This is a genomic window from Klebsiella sp. K5-204 (assembly GCF_030128585.1).
Lineage (GTDB): Bacteria > Pseudomonadota > Gammaproteobacteria > Enterobacterales > Enterobacteriaceae > Klebsiella > Klebsiella quasipneumoniae.
On sequence record NZ_JAKUZS010000008.1, the window covers coordinates 51,870 to 64,952 of the forward strand.

The following is a 13,083-nucleotide window of genomic DNA, read 5'->3' on the forward strand; positions in this document are numbered from 1 at the left end:
AAATGCAAGCGGCAACTGTAGTTATCAACCGCCGCGCTCTGCGACACAACCTGCAACGTCTGCGTGAACTGGCGCCTGCCAGCAAACTGGTTGCGGTGGTGAAAGCGAACGCCTACGGACACGGTCTTCTTGAGACCGCGCGAACGCTGACCGACGCCGACGCTTTTGGCGTCGCCCGCCTGGAAGAGGCGCTGCGCCTGCGAGCGGGGGGGATCGCCCAGCCGATCCTCCTGCTGGAAGGCTTTTTTGCGGCGGAAGACCTGGCGGTGATCGCCGCTCAGCGTCTGCATACGGCGGTGCATAGCCCCGAACAGCTGGCGGCGCTGGAGCAAGCCGACCTCCCCGAGCCGGTGACCGTGTGGATGAAACTGGATACCGGTATGCATCGCTTAGGGGTGCGCCCGGAGGAAGCTGAGGCGTTTTATCAGCGTTTGAGCCAGTGCAAAAACGTCCGCCAGCCGGTCAACGTGGTGAGCCACTTCGCCCGCGCCGATGAGCCGACCTGCGGCGCCACCGAACGGCAGCTGGATATCTTCACCACCTTTACCGAAGGCAAGCCGGGATGGCGCTCTATTGCCGCCTCGGGCGGCATCCTGCTGTGGCCGCAGTCGCATTATGACTGGGTGCGTCCGGGCATTATCCTGTATGGCGTGTCGCCGCTGGACGATCGCTCCACCGGGAAAGATTTTGGCTGTCAGCCGGTGATGACCCTGACGTCCAGCCTGATTGCCGTGCGCGAGCATAAAGCAGGGGAGCCCGTCGGCTACGGCGGCACCTGGATCAGCGAACGCGACACTCGGCTCGGCGTGGTCGCGATGGGCTATGGCGACGGTTATCCGCGCGCCGCGCCGTCGGGCACCCCAGTGCTGGTCAATGGCCGCGAAGTGCCGATTGTCGGCCGGGTGGCGATGGATATGATCTGTGTTGACCTCGGCCCGCAGGCCGAGGATAAAGCCGGCGACGCGGTGGTGCTGTGGGGAGAGGGACTCCCGGTAGAGCGCATCGCCGAGATAACGAAAGTGAGCGCTTACGAACTTATTACGCGACTGACCTCCCGCGTAGCCATGAAATACCTCGACTGAGCCTCGTTCGTACCGGATAGCTCAGACGCTGGTCCGGTACGCAATCGGTATAGCCGCGGACAAAAAAGCGGTTTATACCGCTGCGCAGTCACTTTCCCCTCAACATCCTCTCGACCTGCCGTCATATCCGGTTTATTGTGTAAGAACCTGCCCTATGTAAACCTGGAGATACATCGCGTGTTTCAAAAAGTTGACGCCTACGCCGGCGACCCAATTCTTTCTCTGATGGAACGCTTCAAAGAAGACCCGCGAAGCGACAAAGTCAACCTGAGTATCGGGCTGTATTACAACGATGACGGCATTATCCCGCAGCTGCAGGCGGTGGCGGAAGCGGAAGCGCGCCTGAACGCCGAGCCGCACGGCGCCTCGCTGTATCTGCCGATGGAAGGGCTGAGCGGCTACCGCCAGGCGATTGCCCCGCTGCTGTTTGGCGCAGAGCATACCGCGCTTAAGCAAAACCGCATCGCCTCCATTCAGACGGTCGGCGGTTCGGGCGCGCTGAAGGTCGGGGCCGACTTCCTCAAACGCTACTTTCCTGAGTCTCATGTCTGGGTCAGTGACCCGACCTGGGAAAACCACATCGCCATATTTGAAGGGGCTGGCTTCGAAGTAAGTACTTACCCCTGGTTTGATAAAGCCACCAACGGCGTGCGCTTTGAAGCGCTGCTGGCGACGCTGCAAACGCTGCCGGCGCGCGACATTGTGCTGCTGCACCCCTGCTGCCACAACCCGACCGGCGCCGACCTGACGCCGGAACAGTGGGATCGTGTGGTGGAGATCCTGAAAGCGCGTCAGCTGATCCCGTTCCTCGACATTGCCTACCAGGGCTTTGGCGCAGGGCTGGAAGAGGATGCCTACGCCATTCGCGCCATCGCCAGCGCCGGGATGCCGATGCTGGTCAGCAACTCTTTCTCCAAAATTTTCTCCCTGTACGGGGAGCGCGTCGGCGGCCTGTCGGTGGTCTGTGAAGACAGTGAAACCGCAGGCCGCGTGCTGGGCCAGCTGAAGGCCACCGTGCGCCGCAACTACTCCAGCCCGCCGAGCTTTGGCGCGCAGGTGGTGGCGACGGTGCTGAACGATGCCGGGCTGAAAGCCACCTGGCAGGCGGAAGTGGACGCCATGCGCGCGCATATCCTGACCATGCGTCAGGCGCTGGTCGACGCGCTGCAGCAGGTTGCTCCGGGCAGCAAAGTGGATTATCTGCTCAAGCAGCGCGGGATGTTCAGCTACACCGGCTTCAGCGCGGCGCAGGTGGATCGCCTGCGCGACGAGTTTGGCGTCTACCTGATTGCCAGCGGACGTATGTGCGTGGCGGGGTTAAACTCACGTAATGTTCAGCAGGTAGCGAAAGCCTTTGCCGCGGTAATGTAAGCCGCTCTCCAGCAGGTTGTCTCTGCCGGTCAACGGGCAGGGGCAACCCCCTCTGATTGTGATCATCCTCTTTTTCTATGACATCAGCGCGAAAAAGGCTTTTCATCCCTGTCGCCTGCGGGTAAGGTCGGGACGTTACTAAGCATGCACATTATTGAAAACAATAATGATTGATCGATTTAGGGATAAATATGCGCAAACTTACTCTCGCCCTTGCGGCGGCCTCTCTCCTGTTCACGCTGAACAGCGCCGTCGTGGCGCGCGCCTCCACGCCGCAGCCGCTGTGGGTCGGTACCAACGTGGCCCAGCTGGCCGAGCAGGCGCCGATCCACTGGGTTTCGGTGGCGCAAATTGAGAACAGCCTGCTGGGGCGCCCGCCGATGGCCGTCGGTTTTGATATCGATGACACCGTCCTCTTCTCCAGTCCCGGTTTCTGGCGCGGGCAAAAAACCTTCTCCCCCGGCAGTGAGGATTACCTGAAAAACCCGCAGTTCTGGGAAAAAATGAACAACGGCTGGGACGAATTCAGCATGCCAAAAGAGGTGGCGCGCCAGCTGATTGCCATGCATGTGAAGCGTGGCGACAGCATCTGGTTCGTCACCGGCCGCAGCCAGACCAAAACAGAAACCGTTTCTAAAACCCTGCAGGATGATTTCCTCATCCCGGCCGCCAATATGAACCCGGTGATTTTCGCTGGCGATAAGCCGGGTCAGAACACCAAGACCCAGTGGCTGCAGGCGAAGCAGATAAAGGTTTTCTATGGCGACTCGGATAACGACATTACCGCTGCCCGCGAGGCGGGCGCCCGCGGGATCCGCGTGCTGCGCGCCGCCAACTCCTCCTACAAGCCGCTGCCGATGGCCGGCGCGCTGGGCGAAGAAGTGATCGTCAATTCCGAATACTGATGGGCGCCTGAACGGGATAAACGGCAGCGGTGACGCTGCCGTTTTTTTATGCAAAATCCGGGGTGGAAGGTTTTACCTTTTCACGTATTGCTGCACACTTAGAGGGATTCATTCGCAAAAAGGAGTCGATGATGTGGTATCAGCAAACCCTGACGCTTGGGCCCAAATCCCGTGGTTTTCATCTGGTCACCGACGAAATCCTCGGCCAGATCCGCGGGCTGTCCGGGATGAAGGTCGGCCTGCTACACCTCCTGCTCCAGCATACTTCCGCTTCCCTGACGCTCAACGAAAACTGCGATCCCACCGTCCGGTATGACATGGAGCAGTATTTTCTCAACGCCGTGCCGGACAATGCGCCGTACGAACATGATTATGAAGGCCCTGACGATATGCCGTCGCACATCAAATCATCGATGCTTGGCGTGTCGCTGATGCTGCCGGTCGAGGACGGACGCGTCAGGCTGGGGACCTGGCAGGGCATCTGGCTGGGGGAGCATCGGATACACGGCGGTTCGCGGCACATCGTTGCGACGCTCATGGGGGAATAAAAGATGACAATTTCGGAGTTATTGCAGTACTGCATGGCGAAGCCGGGAGCAGAGCAGAGCGTCCACAGCGACTGGAAAGCCACGCAGATTAAGGTCTCGGACGTGCTGTTTGCCATGGTGAAGGAGGTCGAAGACCAGCGGCCGGCGGTTGCGTTGAAGGCGAGTCCGGAGCTGGCGGAGCTCCTGCGGCAGCAGCATCGCGACGTCCGGCCCAGCAAGCATCTCAATAAAGCGCACTGGAGCACCGTCTTTCTGGATGGCTCGCTGCCGGATTCGCAAATCTACTACCTGGTCGATGCGTCTTACCAGCAGGCGGTGAAAATGCTGCCGGAGCCGGTCCGGCAGCAGCTTTCCCGCTAATTATTTCAGCATCGGCTTCAGGAAGCGCGCGGTGTGCGAGGCTTCGCACTCAGCGACGGTTTCCGGCGTACCGGAAACCAGAATTTCGCCGCCGCCGCTGCCGCCTTCCGGGCCGAGATCGACAATCCAGTCGGCAGTTTTTATCACGTCGAGGTTGTGCTCAATCACCACGATGGTATTGCCCTGATCGCGCAGCTGGTGCAACACTTCCAGCAGCTGCTGGATATCGGCGAAGTGCAGACCGGTGGTTGGCTCATCGAGGATATACAGCGTCTGGCCGGTACCGCGCTTGGACAGCTCGCGCGCCAGCTTCACGCGCTGCGCCTCGCCGCCGGACAGCGTCGTCGCCGACTGGCCGAGACGGATATAGGTCAGGCCGACATCCATCAGGGTTTGCAGCTTACGCGCCAGCGCCGGTACGGCATCAAAGAACTCGCGCGCTTCTTCAATGGTCATATCCAGCACTTCGTGGATGGTTTTGCCTTTGTACTTAATCTCCAGCGTTTCGCGGTTATAGCGCTTACCTTTGCACTGGTCGCACGGTACGTAGATATCCGGCAGGAAGTGCATTTCGACCTTGATCACTCCGTCGCCCTGGCAGGCTTCGCAGCGACCGCCGCGGACGTTAAAACTGAAACGACCCGGCGTATAGCCGCGGGAACGTGATTCCGGCACCCCGGCGAAGAGCTCGCGCACCGGCGTAAACACCCCGGTATAGGTCGCGGGATTGGAGCGCGGCGTACGGCCGATCGGGCTCTGGTCGATATCGATGACTTTATCGAAGTGCTCCAGCCCCTGAATATCGCGATACGGCGCCGGTTCGGCGATGGTCGCCCCGTTAAGCTGACGCTGGGCAATCGGGAACAGGGTATCGTTGATCAGCGTTGATTTACCCGAGCCGGAGACGCCGGTGATGCAGGTAAACAGGCCCACCGGCAGAGTCAGCGTCACGTCTTTCAGGTTGTTGCCGCGCGCGCCGGTCAGTTTGAGGACTTTCTCCGGATCGGCGGGCACGCGCTGCTTCGGCACTTCAATTTTGCGCTTGCCGCTCATGAACTGGCCGGTCAGGGATTCCGGGACGGCCATAATGGCCTCCAGCGGCCCTTCCGCCACCACCTGGCCGCCGTGGACCCCGGCCCCAGGGCCGATATCGATCACATGGTCGGCGGCGCGAATGGCGTCTTCGTCATGCTCAACGACGATCACCGTGTTGCCCAAATTACGCAGGTGAATCAGGGTCCCGAGCAGGCGCTCGTTATCGCGCTGGTGCAGGCCGATGGAGGGCTCATCCAGGACGTACATCACGCCAACCAGTCCAGCGCCAATCTGGCTCGCCAGGCGGATACGCTGGGCCTCGCCGCCGGAGAGCGTTTCCGCCGAACGGGAGAGCGTCAGGTAGTTGAGGCCGACGTTGACGAGGAACTTCAGGCGATCGCCAATCTCTTTCAGCACTTTTTCGGCGATTTTCGCCCGCTGGCCGGAGAGTTTCAGATTGTTGAAGAAGTCCATCGCGTGGCCGATGCTCATATCGGAAATGGTCGGCAGCGGGGTGTTTTCCACAAACACGTGGCGCGCCTCGCGGCGCAGACGCGTACCGTCGCAGCTGGCGCACGGGCGATTGCTGATGAACTTCGCCAGCTCTTCGCGCACCGCGCTGGATTCCGTCTCTTTGTAGCGGCGCTCCATGTTATGCAGCACGCCTTCGAACGGATGGCGGCGTACCGAGGTGTCGCCGCGGTCGTTCATGTATTTGAATTCAATATTCTCTTTACCGGAACCGTACAGGACCACTTTCTGCACGCTGGCGCTGAGAGTGCCCCACGGCGCTTCGACGTCGAACTTGTAGTGCTCCGCCAGCGACTTCAGCATCTGGAAGTAGTAGAAGTTACGCCGATCCCAGCCGCGGATGGCGCCGCCCGCCAGCGACAGCTCCGGATTTTGCACCACGCGATCGGGGTCGAAATATTGCTGCACGCCGAGGCCGTCGCAGGTCGGGCAGGCGCCCGCCGGGTTGTTGAAGGAGAACAGGCGCGGCTCCAGCTCGCGCATGCTGTAGCCGCAGATCGGGCAGGCGAAGTTGGCGGAAAACAGCAGTTCTTCCGCTTTCTCATCATCCATATTGGCCACGATGGCGGTACCGCCGGATAGCTCCAGCGCGGTTTCGAACGACTCGGCCAGACGTTGCGCCAGATCGTCGCGGACCTTGAAGCGGTCAATTACCACCTCGATGGTGTGTTTCTTCTGCAGCTCCAGCTTCGGCGGATCCGAGAGATCGCAGACTTCGCCGTCGATCCGTGCGCGGATATAGCCCTGGCTGGCGAGGTTTTCCAGGGTTTTGGTGTGCTCGCCTTTACGCTCTTTAATAATGGGCGCCAGCAGCATCAGACGCAGGCCTTCCGGCTGGGCGAGGACGTTATCGACCATCTGGCTGACGGTCTGCGCCGCCAGCGGCACGTCGTGGTCCGGACAGCGCGGCTCGCCGACGCGGGCGTACAGCAGACGCAGGTAGTCGTGAATTTCGGTAATAGTACCCACCGTCGAGCGGGGGTTGTGAGAGGTTGATTTCTGTTCGATGGAAATCGCCGGCGACAGCCCTTCGATATGGTCGACGTCCGGCTTCTCCATCAGCGACAGGAACTGTCGCGCATAGGCGGAGAGCGATTCGACGTAGCGACGCTGGCCTTCGGCATACAGGGTGTCGAAAGCCAGTGAAGATTTGCCAGACCCGGAAAGCCCGGTGACGACAATGAGTTTGTCGCGCGGGATAACGAGGTTGATGTTTTTGAGATTATGGGTGCGGGCGCCCCGAACTTCGATCTTATCCATTCACCTTTCCCGGTAGGTAGATACACGGATTGCCTGGTTTGCTTGAAGGACAAACGGCAGAAACGGCTAATTATGACACAATTTAACCTGTCTGGATATACAGTATTGGAATGGCGCTGCGGGAAGCGTGTGAAAATTTGCATAGCGGCGGCATGTTTTCTGGAATTGGCTTAGCAGCTATCAAATTGTCCCTTTGTGGTGTTAGAATTCCCGGTTTACACTTATACAAAACGTATTATTCAGGAGATTCGATCATGGCCAGCAGAGGCGTAAACAAGGTGATTCTCGTCGGTAATCTGGGGCAGGACCCGGAAGTACGCTACATGCCAAGTGGCGGCGCAGTCGCCAACTTCACGCTGGCAACTTCCGAATCCTGGCGTGACAAGCAGACCGGCGAAATGAAAGAGCAGACTGAATGGCACCGCGTTGTGCTGTTCGGCAAACTGGCGGAAGTCGCTGGTGAGTACCTGCGTAAAGGCTCTCAGGTGTACATTGAAGGCCAGCTGCGTACCCGCAAGTGGACCGATCAATCCGGTCAGGACAAATACACCACTGAAGTGGTGGTGAACGTTGGCGGCACCATGCAGATGCTGGGCGGCCGTCAGGGCGGCGGCGCACCGGCAGGCGGCGGCCAGCAGCAGGGCGGTTGGGGTCAGCCTCAGCAGCCGCAGGGCGGCAACCAGTTCAGCGGCGGCGCGCAGTCCCGTCCGCAGCAGCAGGCTCCGGCAGCGCCTTCCAACGAACCGCCGATGGACTTCGACGACGATATCCCGTTCTAAGGCTTGCCTTAGACGCAATATTCGCGTAGTTAAAACAGAAAGCCCCGGTTTCGCCGGGTCTTTTTTTATGATTATTCCACCACCGCCTCAGGAGTCGTTTTGACCACTGATCGCGGATCGCGAGCGCTCCAGGCCGCGGGCACCTGAGCGGTTGCGGGCGTCGCCACGCCTGGCTGCGGTGCGGCGGGCTGTGTCGCTGGCCTTTGCCGCGGCGCGGCCGTCGCTTTCTGTTTGCGGGCCATGTCATCGACGATCAGCCGATAGGCGATGTAATACTTATAGATATTGCTGACGTAGGTCACCGTTTCCGCGCCGATTTTTTCTGCCGCCAGATTTTCGACATTACCGAACCAGACGTTTGGATCAAACCCGCGCTGTTTGGTCATGGTGCGCAGGCGGGCGATACGCGCTGGACCGGCGTTGTAGGAAGCAAAGGTAAATAGCGCTTTATCCAGCCGGGTCATGGGCTCATCAGCATAGTATCGATCTATCATCCAGCGCATATATTTCACGCCAGCATGAATGTTGGGATCCAGCTGTTTAATATCGCCCACCTTCAGCTCTCTTCCGGTGCTGGGCATCACCTGCATCACCCCGACGGCGCCGACGTGGCTTCGAACCGACTGGTTCAGCCGCGACTCCTGGTATCCCTGGGCCGCCATCAGCAGCCAGTCGACATCGTAGCGATCGCCATATTTACGGAAGACGTCCACCATGGCGAGGAACTTGCGCCGTTCCTGACTCGCTGCGGCATTTTTGACATATTTAGCGTTTTTCAGGTAACGCAGCAGGAGAGTATTACCCAGCGTGGTGCCCTGACGATTCTTTTTCACGAAGTTGTTCAGCAGCGCCAGCAGCTGCGGACTGTCCTGGCGTACCGCCCACGCAATGTTGCCGCCGTCACGCAGCACCACGTTGTCATGGACCTGGATTTTCGGAAACACCTGTTTCCAGAAAACAGCTTTATGCTGATCGACGACGATCAACGGCACCAGCCCGGCGTTGAGCATTTCCAGCAGATCTTCATCCTCCAGCGCTTCCGGCGCCGCTTCCAGGGTAACCGGCGGTCTTGACTCACTGGCAAATCGGGCGTTCAGCGCTTGCAGACTGTCGTAATAGCTGGAGGAGCGACGAACAAAGACCGTTTGACCGGAGAGCTGCTCCAGGCTGTCGACCTTTGGCGACGCCGGGCCGGAGATCAGCAACTCTTTGACGCCGCTGTAGAGCGGCTGAGCGAAAGCGGCCTGGGCTTCCCGCGACGGAGTGATGGTCAGGTTGGCGGCGACGATATCCCCTTTACCTTCATTGAGCGCGGTGAAGAGATTATCCCGGCTGACCGGCACGAAAACGATATGTAGCTTCAGGTGGCGCTGTTTCAGCTTTTTATCTTTCGCCAGCTGTTTATTCAGATCGTTTTCCAGCGCCATGAAAATGTCGTGCGTCGCTCCGCGTTGGGTTCCCTTATCAATAAAAAAGAAGGTTTTGCTGTAGGTGGTTAATACCCGGATGGTGCGCCGATCAAGCATGCCAGGCAGATCGCCTTTCCACGGCTGCAGCATGTCGTCGATACGGATCGACAGCGTGTTGTCTTCGGTTGCCACCGGCGGCGCTTTTTCCGCCTCCGCCGCAAGCAGGATAGGGGCGAATAACAGCGTCGCGAGGCAGGTGAGCCAGGCGATAAACAGGCGTGATAGCAAGTTGGCGTTCATGGAGGAACACTCCGCAGGGGGATGTGTTTATTTTAGCAGAACGGCCGCCGTTAGCCGGGCACGACAAGGGCGTAAAAAACATAACGATGCTGACAAATCATTTTCTCCCATTTTATCGCTTACTATTAATGTGCTTTTATCTTTACTTTAACTATGGAGATAATATGGCGGAAATGTGTTTTTTTAATGATAAATAGAAAGTAATGATAATTTTTTTATTTTATGCTTCCTCATCTGTTTTGTATTAACCTTTTGATTATTAGTGTTTATTTTATTTTTATCCGATATTGATTATTATCACCTTGATAATGAATCTCATTTTTATTACCGTAGCACAGCACATTACTCTTATTATTCGCTGTCTGGATTACGCTATCAAAGAATAGCGCGAAGCGCTTTTTCTCTAATGATGAAACAGGGCACTTAATTTTATTATGCCTCATGCTGTTTTCTTATTCCCATGACTATCGGGAAGGGGCTGACCTACGCCAAAATCTGGCGAGGCGCTGAGGCGAGTATTTTATCCCCTTGTTTTTTCAATTGGGGAAGGCGTTATGCCCGACAGCAACAGAAAACAGGGCATATTCTATGAAATACACGTCTCACTTCCCGCTGGGGATCGTCATTCCTTTGCTCGCCTGTAGCGTGCAGCTGCAGGCGGCAGAGAATATTACTGAACAATCGACTCGTGACGAGAGCACCCCAACGGCCGAAAACCAGGAGGAAACGATGGTGGTGACCGCTGCCAGGCAGAACCTGCAGGCGCCGGGCGTGTCGACCATTACCGCAGAGGAGATTCGCAAACATCCCCCCGCCCGCGATGTGTCGGAGTTAATTCGCACGCAACCCGGGGTCAACCTGACCGGTAACTCCACTAGCGGTCAGCGCGGCAACAACCGGCAAATTGATATCCGTGGCATGGGGCCAGAGAATACGCTGGTGCTGGTCGATGGAAAACCGGTCACCAGCCGTAACTCGGTACGATATGGCTGGCGCGGCGATCGTGATTCCCGTGGCGATACCAACTGGGTGCCGGCAGAGATGATCGATCATATCGATGTGATCCGCGGCCCGGCGGCGGCGCGCTATGGTAATGGCGCGATGGGCGGGGTCGTCAACATCGTAACCAAACCGACCACGCCTGAATGGCATGGGTCGTGGAATACCTATATCAATGCTCCGCAGCACCGTAAAGAAGGGTCGACGAAACGTACCAACTTTAGCCTCAATGGTCCGCTGTCAGACAGTGTTAGCTTCAATCTCTGGGGTAATCTGAGTAAAACCCAGGCCGATGCTCAGGACATTAACGCCGGGCATGAAGCTGAGCGTACCGGTTCCTACGCGGGCTCTTATCCAGCCGGACGTGAAGGGGTAGTGAACAAAGATATTCACAGTAAGCTGCGCTGGGAATTCGCCCCGATGCAGGCCCTGGAGTTTGAGGCCGGCTACAGCCGACAGGGCAACCTCTATGCCGGCGACACACAAAACACCAATACCAGTACGCTGGTGAAGAGTATGTACGGGAAAGAGACTAACCGTCTCTACCGGCAAACTTATGGCGTGACATGGACCGGCGGCTGGGATAATGGCGTGACCAGCAACAGCTATGCCCAGTACGAACACACCCGCAACTCGCGAATGAATGAAGGGCTGGCGGGGGGGACGGAAGGGATCTTCTCCAGTAGCGAGTTTTCAGATATCGATCTGGCCGATGTTCTGCTACATAGCGAAGTGAATATTCCGTTTACGCTGGGGGTCGATCAGAATCTGACGCTGGGCACCGAATGGAACCAGCAGCGGATGAAAGACGGTGTGTCGACAACTCAGGCGCTCTCTTACGGGGCGATCGACGGTGTATCGGCTACCGATCGTAGCCCGTACTCCAGCGCTGAGATTTTCTCGCTGTTTACCGAAGATAATATGGCGCTAACGGACAGCACCATGCTGACGCCCGCTCTGCGCTTCGATCACCACAGCATCGTCGGTAATAACTGGAGCCCGTCGCTGAATCTTTCCCAGGAACTGACGGATGACTGGACGCTGAAGCTGGGCATTGCCCGCGCTTACAAGGCGCCTAACCTCTACCAGTTGAACCCGAACTATATTCTCTACAGCAACGGTCAAGGCTGTTACGCCAGTAGTTCCGCCTGCTATCTGATGGGAAATAGCGACCTGAAAGCGGAGACCAGCGTCAATAAAGAGATCGGTATTGAGTACAAGCATGATGGCTATCAGGCGGGAATTACCTGGTTCCGTAACGACTATCACAACAAGATTGAGTCAGGGTATGCGGCGGTGGGCACTGCCAGCAACGGTACCACCAATATCTATCAGTGGGAAAACGTACCAAAAGCGTTAGTGGAAGGCCTGGAAGGAACGCTGAATCTTCCAGTGGGGGAGACGGTTAACTGGAGCAATAACCTGACATGGATGCTGCAGAGCAAGAATAAGACGACAGGCGACCGGCTGTCAGTGATCCCGCAGTTTACCCTGAACTCGACTTTGAGCTGGCAGGTTCGTGAAGATCTCTCTCTGCAGAGCACCTTTACCTGGTATGGCCGTCAGAAACCAAAACGCTTTAATTATAAGGGCGAGGCGGTCAGCGGCAGCGAACTAAACGAAGTCAGCCCATACAGCATTGTCGGCCTCAGCGCGACCTGGGATGTGAACAAAAATCTGAGCTTCACCAGTGGGATAGATAACCTGTTTGATATCCGCCATTATCGGGCAGGGAATGCGCAAACGACTGGAAACGCGACGACGGGGGCTTACCTTTATGGTGCGGGTGCTGAGACCTATAACGAGTCGGGGCGAACCTTCTTTATGAGCGTAAATACCCATTTCTAATGGTGCTGATGAGAATGAAACCGGGTGCAGCGCGGCCCGGTTTTTTTATTTCAGATAAAAGTGGTGGAAGCGGTTATAAATGGTGACAAAATCTTCACGCCCTCTACATTATTAGCTCAAAATATCCTTTTATACTGATTTCCGTCGCGCAAGGTCGTTGATCCCGACCGGGCTCGATAATAGCATCCTGCTATTTCCCTTCTGCAATACCCCCCTGTCCCCCTTCCATTCCCAACCGCAGCGATGCGGAGGAGGGGGACCTTCCTTATTTTTGTCGCGTGACCCGGTGACGATATTGGGTGGGTGTGAGCGCATGATATTTTTTGAAGGTACGATTAAACGCACTGAGATCGTCATAACCAACCATAATACAAATATCGACAATACGGTAACCAGGCGTCGTCAGCAATAAACGGCGACAGAGCGACATACGCTGTTGACGGATATATTCCATCGGCGAACGATCAAAATAATAACGGAAGAGCCGAAATAGATGCCAGGGAGAATAACCAGAGATATCGCTCAGATCGTCGACGGTTAGTTTCTTATCCAGATTATTATCGATCCAAAGGATCAGGTCGTTTAGTACCGATTGCTGGAGCGTTTTGCTACGCATGATTGAGGCCAATCCCAAAAACGAATGGCTCCTCAATGAG

Annotated in this window: 10 protein-coding genes; 7 read left to right on the top strand and 3 right to left on the bottom strand. The window is 57.1% G+C overall.

What is annotated here, in order from left to right; all coding sequences use genetic code 11:
• The first annotated feature begins 2 nt into the window (after nucleotides 1-2).
• The 5 genes from alr to MKR05_RS20575 all read left to right on the top strand — a co-directional run bounded on the left by alr (nucleotide 3) and on the right by MKR05_RS20575 (nucleotide 4,266).
• Nucleotides 3-1,082: an alanine racemase gene (gene alr, locus MKR05_RS20555; protein WP_047718370.1), complete on the top strand. Its 1,080-nt coding sequence runs from the start codon at nucleotides 3-5 to the stop codon at nucleotides 1,080-1,082.
• Between the two features lie 177 nt (nucleotides 1,083-1,259).
• Nucleotides 1,260-2,453 carry an aromatic amino acid transaminase gene (gene tyrB / locus MKR05_RS20560; RefSeq protein ID WP_048296433.1) on the top strand — a complete coding sequence of 398 codons (1,194 nt, stop codon included), beginning with the start codon at nucleotides 1,260-1,262 and terminating at the stop codon, nucleotides 2,451-2,453.
• A 191-nt stretch (nucleotides 2,454-2,644) separates the two neighbouring features.
• The gene (gene aphA / locus MKR05_RS20565) at nucleotides 2,645-3,358 is read left to right on the top strand and encodes an acid phosphatase AphA (RefSeq protein ID WP_004151745.1); all 714 of its coding nucleotides are present in this window, start codon (nucleotides 2,645-2,647) and stop codon (nucleotides 3,356-3,358) included.
• A gap of 131 nt (nucleotides 3,359-3,489) precedes the next feature.
• On the top strand, nucleotides 3,490-3,906 hold the full coding sequence (locus tag MKR05_RS20570; RefSeq protein ID WP_048296434.1) for a secondary thiamine-phosphate synthase enzyme YjbQ: 417 nt from the start codon (nucleotides 3,490-3,492) through the stop codon (nucleotides 3,904-3,906).
• 3 nt (nucleotides 3,907-3,909) lie between these two features.
• Nucleotides 3,910-4,266 (top strand): MmcQ/YjbR family DNA-binding protein, encoded by a 357-nt coding sequence (locus tag MKR05_RS20575; RefSeq protein ID WP_023291634.1) that lies wholly within the window; start codon nucleotides 3,910-3,912, stop codon nucleotides 4,264-4,266.
• On the opposite strand, the gene uvrA is transcribed toward MKR05_RS20575, so the two are convergent.
• Nucleotides 4,267-7,092 carry an excinuclease ABC subunit UvrA gene (gene uvrA, locus MKR05_RS20580; protein WP_023291635.1) on the bottom strand — a complete coding sequence of 942 codons (2,826 nt, stop codon included), beginning with the start codon at nucleotides 7,090-7,092 and terminating at the stop codon, nucleotides 4,267-4,269. It lies immediately after the preceding gene.
• A 254-nt stretch (nucleotides 7,093-7,346) separates the two neighbouring features.
• Here uvrA and ssb1 point away from each other — a divergent pair, with 254 nt between their 5' ends.
• Nucleotides 7,347-7,871 carry a single-stranded DNA-binding protein SSB1 gene (ssb1, locus tag MKR05_RS20585; RefSeq protein ID WP_004151744.1) on the top strand — a complete coding sequence of 175 codons (525 nt, stop codon included), beginning with the start codon at nucleotides 7,347-7,349 and terminating at the stop codon, nucleotides 7,869-7,871.
• A 71-nt stretch (nucleotides 7,872-7,942) separates the two neighbouring features.
• On the opposite strand, the gene MKR05_RS20590 is transcribed toward ssb1, so the two are convergent.
• Complete coding sequence (locus MKR05_RS20590) at nucleotides 7,943-9,580, bottom strand: lytic transglycosylase F (RefSeq protein WP_048296435.1); 1,638 nt, start codon at nucleotides 9,578-9,580, stop codon at nucleotides 7,943-7,945.
• Nucleotides 9,581-10,168: 588 nt separating this feature from the next.
• Here MKR05_RS20590 and MKR05_RS20595 point away from each other — a divergent pair.
• Nucleotides 10,169-12,427 (top strand): TonB-dependent siderophore receptor, encoded by a 2,259-nt coding sequence (locus MKR05_RS20595; RefSeq protein WP_048296436.1) that lies wholly within the window; start codon nucleotides 10,169-10,171, stop codon nucleotides 12,425-12,427.
• 265 nt (nucleotides 12,428-12,692) lie between these two features.
• On the opposite strand, the gene MKR05_RS20600 is transcribed toward MKR05_RS20595, so the two are convergent.
• Nucleotides 12,693-13,061 carry a helix-turn-helix transcriptional regulator gene (locus MKR05_RS20600; protein ID WP_048296437.1) on the bottom strand — a complete coding sequence of 123 codons (369 nt, stop codon included), beginning with the start codon at nucleotides 13,059-13,061 and terminating at the stop codon, nucleotides 12,693-12,695.
• Nucleotides 13,062-13,083: the final 22 nt, after the last annotated feature.

What these genes read in the sequence shown, in the direction of transcription:
- MKR05_RS20575 (WP_023291634.1), top strand. Translation starts at nt 3,910, where the DNA reads ATGACAATTTCGGAGTTATTGCAGTACTGCATGGCGAAGCCGGGAGCA.
- uvrA (WP_023291635.1), bottom strand. Translation starts at nt 7,092, where the DNA reads ATGGATAAGATCGAAGTTCGGGGCGCCCGCACCCATAATCTCAAAAAC.
- MKR05_RS20595 (WP_048296436.1), top strand. Translation starts at nt 10,169, where the DNA reads ATGAAATACACGTCTCACTTCCCGCTGGGGATCGTCATTCCTTTGCTC.
- aphA (WP_004151745.1), top strand. Translation starts at nt 2,645, where the DNA reads ATGCGCAAACTTACTCTCGCCCTTGCGGCGGCCTCTCTCCTGTTCACG.
- MKR05_RS20570 (WP_048296434.1), top strand. Translation starts at nt 3,490, where the DNA reads ATGTGGTATCAGCAAACCCTGACGCTTGGGCCCAAATCCCGTGGTTTT.
- ssb1 (WP_004151744.1), top strand. Translation starts at nt 7,347, where the DNA reads ATGGCCAGCAGAGGCGTAAACAAGGTGATTCTCGTCGGTAATCTGGGG.
- alr (WP_047718370.1), top strand. Translation starts at nt 3, where the DNA reads ATGCAAGCGGCAACTGTAGTTATCAACCGCCGCGCTCTGCGACACAAC.
- MKR05_RS20590 (WP_048296435.1), bottom strand. Translation starts at nt 9,580, where the DNA reads ATGAACGCCAACTTGCTATCACGCCTGTTTATCGCCTGGCTCACCTGC.